This window comes from Rhizobium terrae (assembly GCF_003425685.1).
In the GTDB taxonomy this organism is placed as follows: domain Bacteria; phylum Pseudomonadota; class Alphaproteobacteria; order Rhizobiales; family Rhizobiaceae; genus Neorhizobium; species Neorhizobium terrae.
In genome coordinates, this window is the sequence record NZ_QJKM01000001.1 from 466,344 (window position 1) to 482,618 (window position 16,275).

Consider the following 16,275-nt stretch of genomic DNA (forward strand, 5'->3'; position numbering starts at 1 on the left):
CTCAGTTCAGACGCTGGCCGCCATCGGCCGCGAAGAGGTGGATATTGGCAAGCTCCGGACGGACGCGGATCATCGCGCCCGGCGATAGAGACACGCGCTCGCGGAAGACGCCGGTGACCTGCGTTTGGCCGAGCTTCATCGTTACCTGTGTTTCCGAACCCATCGGCTCTACGAGGATGATTTCGGCGGGCACGCCATTGTCGTCGAGCGCGAAATGCTCCGGCCGGATGCCATAGACCGCTTTCCGGCCGTAGAACTCGCCCGCCGCTGCCGACAGCGGCAGCGTGATGCCCGGCGCGACAAACCCTTCAGCAGTGATTGTGCCGATCAAAAAGTTCATCGCCGGCGAGCCGATGAAACCTGCCACGAACTGGTTGGCTGGGCGGTCGTAGAGGTCGAGCGGGGCCCCGATCTGTTCCACCCGGCCGCCATTCAGCACGACGATCTTGTCAGCCATCGTCATCGCCTCGACCTGATCATGAGTGACGTAGATGGTCGTTGTCTTGAGCTTCTGATGCAGGCTTTTGATCTCGCCGCGCATCACGACGCGCAGCTTGGCATCGAGGTTGGAGAGCGGTTCGTCGAACAGGAAGACCTGCGGGTTGCGGACGATGGCGCGTCCCATGGCGACGCGCTGGCGCTGGCCGCCGGAGAGCTGGCGCGGATACCGGTCGAGCAGGTGCGACAGGCCGAGAATGTCCGCCGCCCATTTCACCCGTTCGGCGATTTCCGTCTTGCCGGTGCCGCGATGCTCCAGCGAGAACCCCATATTGGTGGCGACGGTCATATGCGGATAGAGCGCATAGTTCTGGAAGACCATGGCGATGTCACGATCCTTGGGGTCGAGGTCGTTGACCACACGCCCGCCGATTTTGATATCACCGCCGGTGATCGTCTCCAGTCCGGCGATCATCCGAAGCAGCGTGGACTTGCCGCAGCCGGACGGCCCGACCAGCACGACGAATTCGCCGTCGTTTATGCCAAGATCGACTCCATGGATGATGTCGACGGCGCCATAACTCTTGCGGACATTGGAAAGGGTAACTTCAGCCATGAGGTAATCCGGTTCTTTAGCCCCAAGGGTCAACCTTTTAGGCCGGTATGCGCGAGCCCTTCGACGAATTGCTTCTGCGCGATGATGAAGACGATGAGGACAGGCAGTGCCGTCAGTGTCGCCGCGGCGAGCTGGATGTTCCACATCGGCCCGCCATAGGCGTCGGTATATTGGGTCAGCGCCTGCGGCAGCGTGAATTTTTCCGCGCTCGACAAGAACACGATCGGCTCCAGGAACAGGTTCCACGAATGCAGGAAGGTGAAGATCGCCACCGATGCCAGCGCCGGCTTTGCCAGCGGCAGCGCGATCTTGCAAAAAATCTTGAAGCGGCCGAGGCCATCAACGCGCGCCGCCTCTTCCAGTTCGCTTGGCAGCGTCACGAAGAACTGCCGCATCACAAAGGTCGCAAAGACGCTCGGTGCGCCGAAGATCGGCACCAAGATCAGAGGCCAGTGCGTGTTCACCATGCCGGCCTTCAAAAACATCTGGAAGAGCGGTACGATCGTCACTTCCGAGGGGATCAGCAGCCCGAGCAGTACGATCATGAAGATCGTATTGGCGAAGGGAAACTTGATCCGCGCGAAGGCGTAACCGGCCATGGAGGACACGATCATCGTGCCAATCGTGACGACCGCTCCGATATAGGCCGAGTTCCAGTATTGCTGCACGAAGGGCTGCAGCTCGAAGACCTTGGAATAGGTCGTCCAATCGTAGCTCCGCGGGATGAGCTGCGGCGGAAAGGCGAAGATGTCACTGATCGGCTTCACCGAGGACGTCACCATCCACCAGGTCGGGAAAACGAAGGGGATGAGCAGGACGCACATCAGCCCGTAAAGCGCGGTTTTCGTGCGCGGGGAGAGTTCAGCTTTCATAAAAGACGATCCTCTTGCGCATCTGCCACTGGGCGAAAGTCAGCACGGCGACGATCACGAAAAGCAGGATCGACAGAGTCGAGCCGTAGCCGAACAGATGGAACTGAAAAGCCTGCTGGTAGAGGTAATAGACCAGCACGGTCGTCGACATGCCAGGCCCGCCCTGGGTCAAGACGGCGATCTGCGCGAAGACCTGCAGCGAACCGACGATGGTGATGATCGAGGTCAAGAGGATGGTCGGGCTGATCAGCGGCAGGGTGATGCGGCGGAACTGCTTGAAGCGCGGGGCGCCATCGATGCGGGCTGCCTCGTAAAGCTCGTTCGGCACGCCCTGGAGAGCCGCCAGGAACAGGATCATGTTGAGGCCGACATTCTTGAAGACCTGCACGACGATGACCGAAATCATCGCGGTCGTTTCCTCCCGCAGCCAATTCGGCCCCTCAATGCCGAAGACCTGCAGCATGCCGTTGATGCCGCCGTTCTTCTGCAGGAGAAATCCCCAGACGATCGTCCAGGCGACCAGCGACACCACGACCGGCGAGAAAAACAGCGTGCGGAAGATGGTGATGCCGGCGAGCTTCTGGTTGAGCAGCACCGCAAGCAACAGCGCCAGCGACAGATTGAAGACGACAAGCCCGGCGGAAAAGATGCCGGTCGCGCCGAGCACTTCGAGGAGGTTCGTATCCTCGATCAGCATCTGATAGTTTCGCGCGCCGGTATAGGTGAAGGTATTGGCGAGCACGTTCCACTCGTGCAGCGAATACCAGAAGACGAGCCCGAGCGGGATCAGAACGAAGATCACGATGCCGATCAGCTGCGGGGCTATGAAGAGAAAACCGGCGAGGCTGTCGCGCCGGGCAATCGTCCAGAAGGGCGATGAGGAGCAGCCTTCCCGGGTTGCGTGATCCTGCACGACAGCCATCCGTTTATCCTCTTAGCGCTTCAGGAGCGGACCGATCTGGCCGCAGATCTTCTGGAGCGTGCCGGCAATATCCGCATCCGGACGCCAGACGGCGTCGAGGCCGGAGCGTACCGCCTGCTGGATCTGCGCAAAGCCCGTGTGGCCGGGAATGACCTTGCCGGTTGCGATACCACCGATCACGACCTTGTCGATCTGCTCCTGGCTCAAGAGCGGATTGGTCTTCTTCAGCACTTCGGCGTTCAGCAGCGACTTGCGGGCCGAGGGGAAGAACTGGCTGAGCTTGGCCGAGTTTTCCGGGTTCGTCATGTAGGCGACGAATTCGGCGGCCGTCTTCGCGTTCTTGCCTGCCTGCATGACGCCGATGCCCGCCTGGCCGATCAGAGCATAGTCGCCCGCTGGCCCCTTCGGCAACGGCACCAGATCCCAAGCGAAGGGTTTGTCCTTTGGCAGAAGCGAGGCGCGGCTGATCTGGGTGATGGTCATCGCCGCATTGCCGGCAAAGAAATCGACGTTTTCGCCCGGACCCGGGATCGCCTTCTTCTTGAATATCGCATCATGAATGAAGGTCAGCGCGTCGACCATCGGCTTTTCGGTCATGGTGCAGGTCTTGCCGTCCGCGCTCCAGGGCGAGGCGCCCCAACCGTTCCAGACCGAGGCGAGGTTCTGCCAGATCTGGTAATTGAAGTCGCGGACGATCAGGCCACCCTTGCCCGTCTGGCCCACGGCCGAGGCAGTGGCGATGGCATTGTCCCAGTTCCACTGACCGGCGGCGATCAACTCGGCCGGGGTTTTCGCACCGGCGGCCTTGATGACGTCGTTGTTGACGAACATCGCGAAGGGCGAGGTGGAGAACGGATAGGCGTAAAGCTTGCCGTCCTTGGTCCAGCGCTCGGCGGCCGTAGCGCTCAGCTCTTCGGCATTGTAGCCCTTGGTCGCCTTCAATGTGTCGGTCAGAGGATAAAGCGCACCGGAATTGACGAAGTCATAGGCGGCCGTCTCGAAAATCCAGGCCATGTCCGGCGCATTGCCGCCGGCGATCTGGGTGGTGAGCGCGGTCGTATAGGTGTCGAACGGCAGAGACTCATAGCTCAGTTTGACGTTCGGATGGTCCTTCGAAAAGCCCGTGGCGATCTCGTTGAACAACTTCAGATGCGCCTCGTTGGCGCTCCAGATCGTCATGCGCAGGTTGACAGTGTCCTGAGCGTTGGCAACGCCCGCAAAGCCAAACGGTATGGCGATCGCCAAGGCCGCCACCGCCGATTTCAGTTTGCTGTGATAATTCATTCCCGTTCCTCCTCCAAAGATTGGTTTACTGATCAGTATGCCGAGATATCCGGCCAGCGGATTTCAATGCCTTCGCGGGTCAGTTCTCGCTGGAAGTCCCGAAGTTGATTGTCGTCGGCCTGCACCTGATGGGGCTTCAGACCCTTCTCCAGGCAATAGGCCGCGAGCATGCCGGCAGCCTCGCCGACATTCCATTCGACCGGATGCAGGCGGTAGCAGCCATTGGTGATGTGGGTCGTGCCGATATTCTTGCCGGCGGCGATGAGGTTCTTCATCCGCTGCGGCAGCAGGCTCCCAAGCGGGATTTCGAACGGGCAGGACGGCACGTCGATGTAGTTGTCGCCGCCGGTCGAGGGGTGCAGGTCGATGCGGTACATGCCTATGCCGACGCTGTCGCGATATTTCACTGCACCTTTGTCTCCGCGCACCGAGTAGGAGAGGTCCTGCTCGACGATGCGGGTGACTGGTTTGAGGCGGCGGCTTTCGCGGATATAGGGCGCCATCGCAAGGCCATGTTCGGTGCCGGTGATATCGCCGCGCAGGCGAAGACCGCGATAGCCCTGCCCGCCATCGACGCGCGGCGCTTCCGTCTGCAGCCAATAGAAGACCGAATAGGAAAGGTCGGCGGCGCCCTTCAGGTGGCGAGCCTTTTCCTCTTCCGACACGTCGATGATCGTGCCGTCCATGTAGTCGATCATCGGCCAGTTCACGAAGCAGATGTCGGACTGGTAGAAACCTGCCTGGAAATTGTCACGAGCCGCGATACGGCGGAAGAGCCACAAGTTTTCGTCACCGCCGCCCTTCCGCTGATCGGCATCGACCAGCAACGGATTGTCGCCGACATTCGGCGTGAAGGAGCGGGTGGTGAATTCCAGCGTGCGCGGATGCGGCGCGGTGAAGCCGAGAAGCGGACCGCCCCAGAAATGCGGCTGATATTTGCGCCAATAATCGTAGTTTTCCGGCTTGTCGATCGTCTGGTCGCCGTCGACGCAATCGACCGCGAAGCAGACGGAAACGGCCTGGACATTGTCCGGCTGGGGGACGAACGGCGCGCTCGGCTCGCCGGTATCCGACTGCGCCTCGAAACCCTTCACATATTCGGTGCCGGTCATCGGCAGGAGATCGCCGAGTTCGGTCGCATCGAGGATGTAGTCGGCGAAAATCACGATCTCCCGGCCCGCATCGCGATGGCGGACGGTGATGGAGCGGACCATGTCACCATCCGCATCCGCCGTGACCGGCCGGTAGGGCTGCAGCACCGTAAGGCGACCGGCGCCGCGATAAGGCATCAGCATCGCTTCCATGACCGCCAGGCTGACGCGCGGCTCGGCGCAGATGCGGCTCACCCAGCCGCCGCCCGGATTGAGATCGCCCCAGGCGCGTGCGCCTTCGGTCAGCGGATAGTTGTCGCGGTAATACTGGCGGATGCCGTTGCGCAGCTTACGATAGGAACGCGTGATGCCGAACTGCTCGACCCAGGTATGCTCGTCGGAAGGCACCGCCTGGCTGGTCGACTGACCGCCGATCCAGTCGAATTCCTCGGTCATGATGACGCTTCTGCCGGCGCGGGCTGCCCCGAGCGCCGCCGCTACGCCGCCGAGGCCACCGCCGACCACCAGAATATCCGCTCGCATCTCTTTTGCAGGCATTTCAATCACGTCCGTTTGTTCGCGAGGGTTTGCCCCTCGACCGGTTCACAAGTCAGAAGAATTTGTTCGATCGGGGCCGCACTCTCGATGCGACGCACCAGCATCGCCGTCGCCTGTCGCCCCATTTCCTCGCGGGGAATGTCGAAGGCGGTAAACTGCATATGGCTGCGTTCTGCACGCACATGGCTGCCGAGCACGATAGCTGAAAAGTCCTCAGGCACGGAAAGCCCTCTCGCCCTCGCCGCCGCCTCGACACGCACCGCATCAGCCAGTTCGACGAAGAAGACCGCGGTCGCACCGCTTGCGACGATCGCATCAAGCGTTTCACCAGCAGGTCGACCAACCTCGTCCACATGCAGGACCAGTTCGACACCTTCGGTTATCGCCTCGGCAAAGCCGCGCCAGCGGTCGACGACCGATTCCGCCGAGCCGCTCGGGCCGACATAGGCAAGTTTCTCGTGCCCGAGCGCCCTCGCCTTTTCGACCAGCGCCCGCGTGCCGTTCGTGTAATCGCCGCCGACATAAGGAACGGGTCCGCCAGCGTCCTCACGTCGACCGATCGCCACGAACGGATAATCGCCCGAAACCAGCCGCTTCAGTTCCGCCCGGTCGAATTCGCGGCCAAGCACCAGGCAGCCATCGGCAATCCGCAGCCGGTTGCCGTCGGCAAAAATCTTGCGCTCACGGCCGACGCCGGCACCTGTCAAAAGCAGAAGGTCGTAATTCTGCGCCTGCGCCTCTTCCTCGATGCCGAGCAGGAAAGGCGTAAAAAAGTCCGCCTGCTCGCTCGGAAACGCCGGCTCATAGGTGAAGACGCCGAGGATACGATTGAGGCCCTTGGCCATGCGTCGGGCAATCGGATCGGCCACGTAGCCGGTGGAGCGGATGACGTGCTGGACACGCTCACGGGTTTCCTGCGGTATACGCGCCAAGGCCGTCGGAGCACCATTGAGGACGAGCGAAACGGTCGCCTGGCTCACACCAGCCAGTTTCGCAATATCGTGCTGGGTCAAGCGCTTAGTGCCCGCCACGCATCATCCTCCCAATCTCCTCTTGACTGCTAATGCGTATTAGCAGCTAATACGTATAAACAAGATCAGGCAGCCTGCTGTCAAGTGAGAAAATGATGGAAGATCGGTGAGGTTTGGAGAACATTTGAAATCGCTCGGAATTTCCGGTATCCGCGTGTTCGGCGACAGCATCACTGCCGGCTTCAATGCCAGCCGGCCGCACCTTGCCTGGCCGGCCCTGTTCGCAGCCGAGGTGGATGGCTTCCCGATCCGCAATCACGCCATCCCCGGTACCGTGCTGCAGAATTCACGCCTGGCCGATGGAAAGCCACAGCCGGAAAACGGCATCAGTCGCTTCGCCGCAACACTGCTCGACGCTCCGCACCGCGACGCAATCCTGATCCTCTACGGCTACAACGACGCCCGTTATACGGCGGCACCGGAAACGATGAACGTTCGGAATTTTATCCGTGATTACGCGAGGATGCTGGAAAAGCTGATCGAAGCCGGCCACGCCGAAAGGATCGCGATCGGCGGCCCACCTTATATTTCGGATGCCGGGTTTTCGGTTGGCAGCGCCGGCTTCACCGGCCAGACTAGGAATGGCTTCGAGGCCTATGTCGATGCGGTGCACATGTTGGCCGAGCGTTTTTCGGTTTTCCACGCCCCGGTCTACGGACGGATGCTGGCTCGTGGTGACGGCGCGCTTGCCTCATCGGATATCACCCATCCGAACGATGCGGGGCACCGCGTGATCTTCGAGGCTTTTCATGAGGCGGAACTGCGCTGAGGCCGTGTCCGCAATCAACGAGGTTAACTGGTGGAATGGCGGCGATCGTGCCTGGGTTTGCGGCGAAACGCCTCAAGGCCCGCTTCAAGGCATCTCCAAGGCGTCTCTGAGCCCCAGACCCTGCTTGAGCTGCAAGTCCAGATCGGCCTCGATATGATCGATGTGATGGACCATGAGCGCTGCGGCGCGCGCGCCGTCGGCTTTTTCCAGAGCATCCAGAATGGCCGAATGTTCCGAGTGGCCGCAGCTCGACACGCCGGAACGGCCATAGAGCGCGATCACCAGCGACGAGCGCGCGACCAGCTCGTCCATAAACTTCTGCAGGATGACATTGCCTGCCACCGAGGCCAGCATCAGGTGGAAATCGCCGGAAGCCTTGATTTCCCCGCGCCGGGCCGCAGGGCCGCGCTCGTTCATATAGCGCGCCTCTTCATCCAGCTGACGCCGGAACTGCTCGATTTCGGCCGGCATGATGCGTTCGACCGCCGCGGCAACAATGCCAGGCTCGATCAGTCGGCGCGATGCAAAGATCTGCTTCGCCTCTTCCGGCGATGGATTGGATACGAAGGCACCCCGGTTGCGCTCGGTCTTCACCAGGCCCTCGAAAGTCAGCATCTGCAATGCGGCCCGCGCTACGGTGCGGCTGACGTCGAACAACGAGCCGACTTCGCTTTCCGAAAGCTTGGTGCCCGGCGCCAGCCGCCGGTCGATGATCGCATTGCGCAATGCCTCGCGGATCGCCAGCGAACGGTCGTCGGGTGACGCATCGGTGAATGTGATTTTTTCGCTGATGTTCATGGCCTGATCCGAATACTCGATCTTTGTACTCCGTGCGATTACAAAATGCCAAGCGGATTGTTTTTGATCATGCTTCCAGATTGCATACGATTTGACCAAAGGATCGCAAACGATCGCTTCATTTTTAGGCGAACTCGAGAACGATGCTCTGCACTATGAAGCAAAAGCAAGTCTTTCGAATAACTTAATACAACTGGCATGGTTGATGCATTGCAATGTCCGACGCAAGGGAGCGCCGGATGAGCAAAGCCGCCGAAATCGACATCGTATCCGTCTCGAAGATCTACGGTACGACGACTGCCGTTCATGCCATCAGCCTGAAGATACCCGCCGGAACCTATTGCTGCCTGCTTGGCCCATCCGGCTGCGGCAAGACATCGACGCTTCGCATGATCGCCGGTCACGAGAGCATTTCCTCAGGCGACGTCCGTCTTGGCAATACCGTCGTCACCGATCTGCCCCCGGCAAAGCGCGGCACCGCGATGATGTTCCAGTCCTACGCCCTCTTTCCGCATCTCGACCTCGTCGACAACGTCGCCTTCAGTCTCAAGATGAAGGGTGTCGAAAAGGACGAACGGCGCGCCAAGGCGCTCGACATGCTGCGGCTGATGCAGCTTGAAGCCTATGCGACGAGGCGGCCGGCCCAGCTTTCCGGCGGCCAGCAGCAGCGCGTGGCGCTGGCCCGCGCGCTGATCACTGATCCGGAAGCCTTGCTTCTCGACGAACCGCTTTCGGCGCTCGATCCCTTCCTGAAGATCCGCATGCGCGCCGAGCTCAAGAAGCTGCAGACCTCGCTCGGCATCACTTTCGTGCATGTGACGCACAGCCAGGAAGAGGCGATGGCGCTTGCCGACCTGATCGTCGTCATGAATGATGGGCGCATCGAACAGGCGGCCCATCCCCGCGTCGTGTTCGAAAAACCGGCCACCGCCTTCGTCGCGCGTTTCATGGGGGATCACAATGTCATCTCCGGGCGGATCACCAGAAGCGAGGCCGATGAGTTGATGCTTTCGGTTCCTGCAGGCGGAGAATTTCTCGCCACAGGCGGGGATGCTGCCGGCCTGACGGATACGGCCGACATCGCCGTCCGGACCGACCACGTGCGTATCGGCGAACCCTCGGAAAAAGGCCTCGGCTTCACCGGTTCGGTCACCAACATCGAATATCGCGGCTCCTCCGTGAAGCTCTCGGTCAGCGGCGCCGGCGTCGAGGACTTCACCGCCATCCTCAGCGATACCGAATTTTTCGCCAATCCCGTGAAAGCCGGAGAAGCGATTCCCCTGTCCTGGAACCGCGAGGACGCAATCGTTCTCGGTCGTCTCAGGAACTGATGCAAACACAAAAACTCAACCAGAGGAGAACAGGCAATGACTGAGACCAAGAAACCCACCAACGGCATTTCGCGCCGCACGCTTCTGAAGACGGCGTCAGCGGCGGCCGGTCTAGCCGCCGGTTCGGGCGCCATCACCGGCTTCCCGACCATCTGGGCGCAGAATCCGATCACGCTGCGCCAGTTCGGCACGGGTGTTTCGAACCTCAATGCGATCGCCGAGAAGTGCAAGGCCGATCTCGGCATCACGCTCGAAATGACCGCGACCGATTCCGACGCTGCCGCCCAGCGTGCGGTGACACAGCCGAATTCCTACGACATCGCCGATATCGAATACTGGATCCTCAAGAAGGTCTATCCGGCCGGCGTCATCCAGCCGATGGACGTCAAGAAACTCAAGTACTACGACAAGGTCGTGCCGCTGTTCAAAACCGGCAAGTTGAAGCCGGACAGCGTCATTGCCCAGGGCACCGCGCCGCATACGGTCGGTTTCGTCGAAAAGCCCGGCACCAAGACCTTCGCCAAGGGCGAGACCCAGTGGTTCACCATGATGCCGACCATCTACAACGCCGATACGCTCGGCATCCGCCCGGACCTGGTCGGCCGCGAGATTTCGACCTGGGCCGACATCATGGACCCTAAGTTCAAGGGCAAGACCTCGATCCTCAACATCCCGTCGATCGGCATCATGGATGCCGCGATGATCATGGAAGCCATGGGCAACATCAAATATGCCGACAAGGGCAACATGACCAAGGAAGAGATCGACAAGACGATCGACTTCCTGATCAAGGCCAAGCAGGCTGGCCAGTTCCGCGCCTTCTGGAAATCCTTCGACGAGAGCGTCAACCTCATGGCGTCGGGCGAAGTGGTCATCCAGTCCATGTGGTCGCCGGCGGTCGCCGCAGTACGCTCGAAGGGTATCGCCTGCAAATACCAGCCGCTCAAGGAAGGCTATCGTTCGTGGGGCGGCGGCCTCGGCTTCGCCGCGCATCTTTCCGGCGCCAAGCTGGATGCGGCCTATGAGTACATCAACTGGTACACCTCCGGCTGGGTCGGCGCCTACCTCAACCGCCAAGGATACTATTCGGCGGCGATGGAAACCGCCAAGCAGCACATGTCTGCCGACGAATGGGGCTTCTGGGTCGAAGGCAAGCCGGCCAAGGGCGACATCGTCGCTCCGGACGGCAAGGTCATGGAAAAGGCCGGCGCGGTGCGCGACGGCGGCTCGTTCGACGAACGCATGGGACGCGTCGCGTGCTGGAACTCGGTCATGGACGAAGACCGCTACATGGTCCGCCGCTGGAACGAGTTCATCGCGGCCTGATCCAGCCGGCGACCGCCCCTCACCCTAACCCTCTCCCCGCTCGCGGGGAGAGGGGACATGCCCCGAATGGAAGGCGTCGAAAAAGGTGGAGTGGCTGCCACGAATCTCCTTCTCCCCGCTTGCGGGGAGAAGGAGATTCGTGGCAGGGCGGATGAGGGCAAATCCCACAGGAGAGGCCGGACGATGGCGACGATGACATCCTCGGAAACGGAAAAGATCGAAGGCGGCCGCGCGAAAAGCTTCCGACTGCCGCCGGCGCTGATCTCCTATCTCCAGGCGGCGCCGCTGGCGCTCATCCTCGGCGCCTTCCTGCTGCTGCCGATCCTGATGATCACCGTCGTCAGCTTCTGGGACTACGACTTCGCCCAGATGTATCCCGACTTCCTGACCATGAACTACGCGGAAACCCTGGGCTCCTGGGTTACCTGGAAGACCTATCTCAACACCCTGAAATTTGCCTTCCTCGTCTGGGCGATCACACTCTTCGTCGGTTTCTGGGTCGCCTATTTCCTCGCCTTCCATATCCGCACCACCGCCATGCAGATGGTGCTTTTCCTCGTCTGCACCGTACCCTTCCTGACGTCCAACATCATCCGCATGATCTCCTGGATTCCGGTGCTCGGGCGCAACGGTCTCGTCAACTCGACGCTGATCAGTTCCGGCATCATCTCCGAGCCGATCGAATGGCTGCTCTATTCGGATTTCGCCGTGGTCCTCGCCATGGTGCATCTCTACACGCTCTTCATGGTCACGCCGATCTTCAACACGCTGATGCGCATCGACAGGTCGCTGGTGGAAGCCGCCCGCGATGCCGGCGCCACGAGCTGGCAGACGCTGACCAACGTCATCATCCCGCTCGCCAAGCCCGGCATGGCGATTGGCACGATCTTCGTCGTGACGCTCGTCATGGCCGACTTCTCGACAGTGCAGGTCATGTCCGGCGGCCAGAGCGCCTCCGTCGCGCTGATGATGAAGAACCAGATGTCGCTGCTGCAATATCCGGCTGCAGCGGCCAATGCGGTAGTCCTGCTCGTTCTCGTTCTCATGATGGTCGCGGGCATTCTCCGCATCGTCGATATCCGCAAGGAGCTTTGAAGATGCACGGCGATAAACGCGGCCGCGAATTCTATATCCTTGCCCTCTTCTTCGCCGTCTTCGTGCTGTTTCTTTACGGCCCGCTGTCGGCGATCCTGATCCTCTCCTTCCAGGGGCCTAACGGCGGCCTCACCTTCCCGCTCAACGGCGTGTCGCTGCGCTGGTTCGCCAATCTTTTTGAGACCCAGGCCGTGGGCGATTTCGGCGGCTCCTTCCGCCGTTCTCTGTTCCTCGGCATCATGGTGATGATCGTCACCGTCATCGTCTCGCTGCTGGCGGGGCTTGCCTTCCGCCGCCGCTTCATCGGCTCGACGGCACTCTTCTATCTCGCCGTCGCCAGCCTTGTCGTGCCTTCGATCATCATCTCGCTCGGTATCGGCGTGGTCTTCCAGCAGCTCGGTTTCCAGCCGTCATGGTATACGTCCGCCTTCGGCGCGCATCTCACCTGGACGCTGCCCTTCGGCGTGCTGATCATGTTCGCCGTCTTCAACCGTTTTTCGCCGGCCTACGAGGAAGCCGCGCGCGATCTCGGCGCCACCTCCTGGCAGACCTTCCGCCATGTCGTGCTGCCGATGATCGCGCCGAGCCTTGTGGGGGTCGGCCTGTTCGGCTTTACGCTCTCCTATGACGAATTCGCCCGCACGCTGATGACGGCAGGCACGTTCAACACGCTGCCGCTCGAAATCTACGGCATGACCACCAATGTCACGACGCCGGTGCTTTACGCGCTCGGCACGGTGACGACGGTCTTCTCCTTCCTCGTCATCGCCGGCACGCTCGGCCTCATCGTCCGCCTCAACCGGCGCCGCCAGCAATCGTGACATCATGCACATTCTCATCGTCAATCCGAACACCACCGCCAGCATGACGGCGACGATCGCGGATTCCGCAACGCGCGTCGCCAATGTGGACACCGAAATCACCGCAGTGACCTCTTCGATGGGGCCAGTCTCGATCGAGGGCTATTATGACGAAGCCTTCGCCGTCCCGGGCCTGCTGCTGGAGATCGCCAAGGGCGAAAAGGCCGGCGCGCAGGCGGCGATCATTGCCTGTTTCGACGATACCGGCCTCGACGCCGCGCGGGCACTGGCAAATATACCTGTGGTCGGCATCTGTGAGGCTGCGCTTGCCTCGACCGCCTTCATTGCCCAGCGCTTCACCATCGTCACCACCATGGAGCGCTCGCGCCTGCCGCTCGAACATCTTGTCCATCGCTACGGCATGACCGGCCGATGCAAGGTCCGCGCTGCCGATATCCCGGTCCTTTCTCTGGAAGACCCCAACTCGAATGCCCGCGACCGGCTGCGCAGCGAGATCGCCACGGCGTTGCGCGACGACAAGGCGGAGGCGATCGTGCTGGGTTGCGCCGGCATGGCGGACCTGACGGCCGAACTTGGCGCCGAATTCGGCGTACCCGTCGTCGATGGCGTCGCCGCCGCAGTCAAGCAGGCCGAAGCGTTGGTCGCACTCGGTCTTTCCACCGCCAAGCGCGGAGCCTATGCTTCGCCGATCTCGAAACCTTACAAGGGTCTTCTGGAAAGCTTCGAACCGCGGAAACTCGCAGCCTCATGACATTCAGCCCCCTCATCCGATCACTCACGCTCGCCGAGGCCGAAACGCTGGTGGATTGGGCGCGTATGGAAGGTTGGAATCCGGGTCTCGCGGACACCCCTGCCCTTTATGCCGCCGATCCGGGTGGCTTCATCGGCTGCTTCGTTGACGGACGATTTGCGGCAGGCATTTCGGCCGTGCGCTACGGCGCCGACTTCGGTTTCATCGGCCTCTATATCAGCCATCCGGATTTTCGCGGCAAGGGTTATGGACGAAAGGTCTGGGATGCCGGCATGACGCATCTTGGAGGCCGGACCATCGGCCTCGACGGTGTGCCTCAGCAGCAGGCCAATTACCGCGGCATGGGTTTCGAACCCGTCTATGAAACATTCCGCTGGAGCGGCAGATTTGGAGGAGCGTCCGATCCGGATGTCTTCCCGGCCGGTCCTAGCCAATTCTCCATGATCCTCGCCTACGATCGGGACTTCTTTCCTGCTGAACGAGATGCCTTCCTCGAAGAATGGCTGAAACCGCCGAGGATCGTTCGAGCGGTCGTGCGCGGCGGCGTCATGCACGGGTATGCCGTCGCCCGCAAATGCCATGACGGCTACAAGATCGGTCCGCTCCTTGCCGAAACGGCGAGAGATGCCTGGGCATTGCTTGAGGCCTGTGCGGCCGAAACCGCTGGCGAGTCGTTGCACGTCGACGTACCCGCCTTGCAGACCGAATTTTCCACCATCCTGCAAGATCACGGATGCTCGAAAGGTTTCGTCACGGCACGAATGTATCGCGGCCCGGTTCCTCCGGTGCGAATGCAGGGTATTTTCGGCATCACCACGTTGGAACTCGGCTGACGTCGCAACTCCTTTCACACAATAACGGCGGTGACAGCGCACCCTGCCCCGAGTACGCCGTCCGAATGCCTTTCCGCCTTCACTCGCCGCAGAGTTCCTGGCGGATCGCCTCCCAGGTCGCCACATCGGGCGCGAGCAGCAACCTCCCCTTTGTCATCGTCGGCCGATAGCGCTCGCCGCTCAGCAAGGCGCCGTAGCCGCCCGCTTCACGATGGATAAGTTCGCCCGCCGCGTGATCCCATGGCTTGAGGTCGGCGTTCAGCAGGAAGGTCATCGCCCCGGTCGCAACCATACGATATTCGAACGCCGAGCAGCGCCACGTCGTGGTGCGGGTAAAGCGAAGAATGCGCGGAGCAAACTTTGCCTGTTCCTCGGCAGAGAACATCCGAAGCGGCACGAAGCCTTGCATCTCCTCGACCGGCGCGGCCACAGCAACGGCAAGACGTGTGGACTTCCCGCCGCGATCGACATGCCATGCGCCACCACCAGGGCGGGCAACGAGGAAATCGCCGGTCACGGGATAATGGATGAGACCGGCAACCGTCTCGCCACCCGCGACGATCGCCAGGATCATGCCGAAAAGCGGCACGCCGTGCGCGAAGTTCCAGGTGCCGTCGACCGGGTCGATGATGACGGCAAGCTCCGCGTCCCCGAGGCGTTCGAGCAGAAGCGGATCGGCCGCGACGGCCTCCTCGCCGACGATCAGTGCCTCTGGAAACCGTGCCGCAAGCGCGGCCGAAAGCCGACGCTCGGATCCCAGATCCGCGTCGGTGACGATATCGTCCGGCGCGGTCTTGGCGCGAATGCCATCGGCGGTGACGCCGAGAAAGCGAGGCAGAATCTCGGTTTCCGCCGTCTCGCGCATCTCCTGCATGAGGGCGGATAGATCACTGTCGGAAATGAGGGTCATGCGCGGCGGGCCTTGATATAGGATTGCAGTGCGACAGGCTGGTCTGTCTGGATAACGCTGATGCCTGCATCGATCAACCGGCCCCAGATCAGATCCGGATCGGCCAGCGCCGCGCTGTCCGTCCATTCGCCGCTGCCTGCCTGATCGAGCGTGTTGACCCAAAGTGCCATGCCTGCCTTTGTGAATACCTCGCGATTGCGCGCGATGGTGTCGATATTGTCGAAGCGGATTTCGCACATGAAGGGCGAAAGCTCGGAAAGCACGTGGAGCGTCTCATGAAGGCCTTCGGCCGTGAACCGCGCCATGCCCATGAAGGGCACGCCATCGATCTTCTGGGCCTGTACCCAGGCGGCATCGGCACGGGACATGACCTTGGTCTTGAGATCGACATCCTTGTGGGCGCCCATTTCCCGTGCGCAGGCGGCGACTTCGGAGAACAATCCGCGATCCTTGAGGTCGAGATCGACGAAGATGCGGCCGCGGATCACTTCGAGAGCCTGCTTGAGCGTCGGAATACGCTGATCGGTCAGGGCGCGGCCTTCGCCGCCATCGTCTTCGCGAAGCGCGATCGCCTGAAGTTCGGCCATGGTAAAGGTCTCGGCGTCGCGGTCGATGCCGGCCATGCGGGCAAGCGTATCGTCGTGCATGAGGAACAGTTCGCCATCGGCGCTCTTGCGGATATCCAGTTCGACGATGTCGATGCCGAGCGCGATCGCCTTCTCAATGGCAGCCAGGCTGTTTTCCGGGGCGCCGTGCCAGGCGCCGCGATGAGCAACGACGGCGCAATCGCGCGCCGGGTTCGCGATGAAGTCTCTATAGGTCATGATGC

Annotated in this window: 16 protein-coding genes; 7 read left to right on the top strand and 9 right to left on the bottom strand. The window is 61.4% G+C overall.

Going from position 1 to position 16,275, the window contains the following annotated elements:
- Position 1: 1 nt before the first annotated feature.
- The 6 genes from DMO26_RS02050 to DMO26_RS02075 are packed head-to-tail and all read right to left on the bottom strand — an operon-like array spanning position 2 to position 6,812.
- The gene (locus DMO26_RS02050; protein WP_117190338.1) at positions 2 to 1,054 is read right to left on the bottom strand and encodes an ABC transporter ATP-binding protein; all 1,053 of its coding nucleotides are present in this window, start codon (positions 1,052 to 1,054) and stop codon (positions 2 to 4) included.
- Positions 1,055 to 1,083: 29 nt separating this feature from the next.
- On the bottom strand, positions 1,084 to 1,926 hold the full coding sequence (locus tag DMO26_RS02055; RefSeq protein ID WP_117190339.1) for a carbohydrate ABC transporter permease: 843 nt from the start codon (positions 1,924 to 1,926) through the stop codon (positions 1,084 to 1,086).
- On the bottom strand, positions 1,916 to 2,848 hold the full coding sequence (locus DMO26_RS02060; protein ID WP_117190340.1) for a carbohydrate ABC transporter permease: 933 nt from the start codon (positions 2,846 to 2,848) through the stop codon (positions 1,916 to 1,918). Before DMO26_RS02060 ends, DMO26_RS02055 begins: the two co-directional genes overlap by 11 nt.
- Positions 2,849 to 2,860: 12 nt before the next feature.
- On the bottom strand, positions 2,861 to 4,132 hold the full coding sequence (locus tag DMO26_RS02065) for an ABC transporter substrate-binding protein (protein WP_117190341.1): 1,272 nt from the start codon (positions 4,130 to 4,132) through the stop codon (positions 2,861 to 2,863).
- A 32-nt stretch (positions 4,133 to 4,164) separates the two neighbouring features.
- Positions 4,165 to 5,766: an FAD-dependent oxidoreductase gene (locus DMO26_RS02070; RefSeq protein WP_117190342.1), complete on the bottom strand. Its 1,602-nt coding sequence runs from the start codon at positions 5,764 to 5,766 to the stop codon at positions 4,165 to 4,167.
- 20 nt (positions 5,767 to 5,786) lie between these two features.
- Positions 5,787 to 6,812 carry a LacI family DNA-binding transcriptional regulator gene (locus DMO26_RS02075; RefSeq protein WP_117190343.1) on the bottom strand — a complete coding sequence of 342 codons (1,026 nt, stop codon included), beginning with the start codon at positions 6,810 to 6,812 and terminating at the stop codon, positions 5,787 to 5,789.
- A gap of 124 nt (positions 6,813 to 6,936) precedes the next feature.
- Here DMO26_RS02075 and DMO26_RS02080 point away from each other — a divergent pair, with 124 nt between their 5' ends.
- Entirely contained in the window at positions 6,937 to 7,581 is a 645-nt protein-coding gene (locus tag DMO26_RS02080) for an SGNH/GDSL hydrolase family protein (RefSeq protein WP_226951156.1), read from the top strand.
- Positions 7,582 to 7,665: 84 nt separating this feature from the next.
- Here the strand turns inward: DMO26_RS02080 and DMO26_RS02085 are convergent, their stop codons facing one another.
- Entirely contained in the window at positions 7,666 to 8,379 is a 714-nt protein-coding gene (locus DMO26_RS02085) for a GntR family transcriptional regulator (RefSeq protein ID WP_117190345.1), read from the bottom strand.
- A gap of 239 nt (positions 8,380 to 8,618) precedes the next feature.
- Between DMO26_RS02085 and DMO26_RS02090 the strand changes: the two genes are divergently transcribed.
- From DMO26_RS02090 to DMO26_RS02115, 6 genes are all read left to right on the top strand, one after another.
- Positions 8,619 to 9,710: an ABC transporter ATP-binding protein gene (locus DMO26_RS02090; protein ID WP_117190346.1), complete on the top strand. Its 1,092-nt coding sequence runs from the start codon at positions 8,619 to 8,621 to the stop codon at positions 9,708 to 9,710.
- A gap of 36 nt (positions 9,711 to 9,746) precedes the next feature.
- Positions 9,747 to 11,036, top strand: a complete 1,290-nt coding sequence (locus DMO26_RS02095; protein ID WP_117190347.1) for an ABC transporter substrate-binding protein — start codon at positions 9,747 to 9,749, stop codon at positions 11,034 to 11,036.
- Positions 11,037 to 11,219: 183 nt separating this feature from the next.
- Positions 11,220 to 12,131, top strand: coding sequence for an ABC transporter permease (locus tag DMO26_RS02100; protein ID WP_117190348.1), 912 nt, complete (start codon positions 11,220 to 11,222; stop codon positions 12,129 to 12,131).
- Positions 12,132 to 12,133: 2 nt separating this feature from the next.
- Entirely contained in the window at positions 12,134 to 12,952 is an 819-nt protein-coding gene (locus tag DMO26_RS02105) for an ABC transporter permease (RefSeq protein ID WP_117190349.1), read from the top strand.
- A 4-nt stretch (positions 12,953 to 12,956) separates the two neighbouring features.
- Positions 12,957 to 13,703 carry an aspartate/glutamate racemase family protein gene (locus DMO26_RS02110; protein WP_117190350.1) on the top strand — a complete coding sequence of 249 codons (747 nt, stop codon included), beginning with the start codon at positions 12,957 to 12,959 and terminating at the stop codon, positions 13,701 to 13,703.
- On the top strand, positions 13,700 to 14,536 hold the full coding sequence (locus DMO26_RS02115) for a GNAT family N-acetyltransferase (RefSeq protein ID WP_117190351.1): 837 nt from the start codon (positions 13,700 to 13,702) through the stop codon (positions 14,534 to 14,536). The genes DMO26_RS02110 and DMO26_RS02115 overlap by 4 nt, the downstream gene beginning before the upstream one ends.
- Positions 14,537 to 14,615: 79 nt before the next feature.
- Here the strand turns inward: DMO26_RS02115 and DMO26_RS02120 are convergent, their stop codons facing one another.
- Complete coding sequence (locus DMO26_RS02120) at positions 14,616 to 15,446, bottom strand: inositol monophosphatase family protein (RefSeq protein ID WP_117190352.1); 831 nt, start codon at positions 15,444 to 15,446, stop codon at positions 14,616 to 14,618.
- Positions 15,443 to 16,270: a glycerophosphodiester phosphodiesterase family protein gene (locus DMO26_RS02125; protein ID WP_117190353.1), complete on the bottom strand. Its 828-nt coding sequence runs from the start codon at positions 16,268 to 16,270 to the stop codon at positions 15,443 to 15,445. The genes DMO26_RS02120 and DMO26_RS02125 overlap by 4 nt, the downstream gene beginning before the upstream one ends.
- Positions 16,271 to 16,275 lie beyond the last annotated feature (5 nt).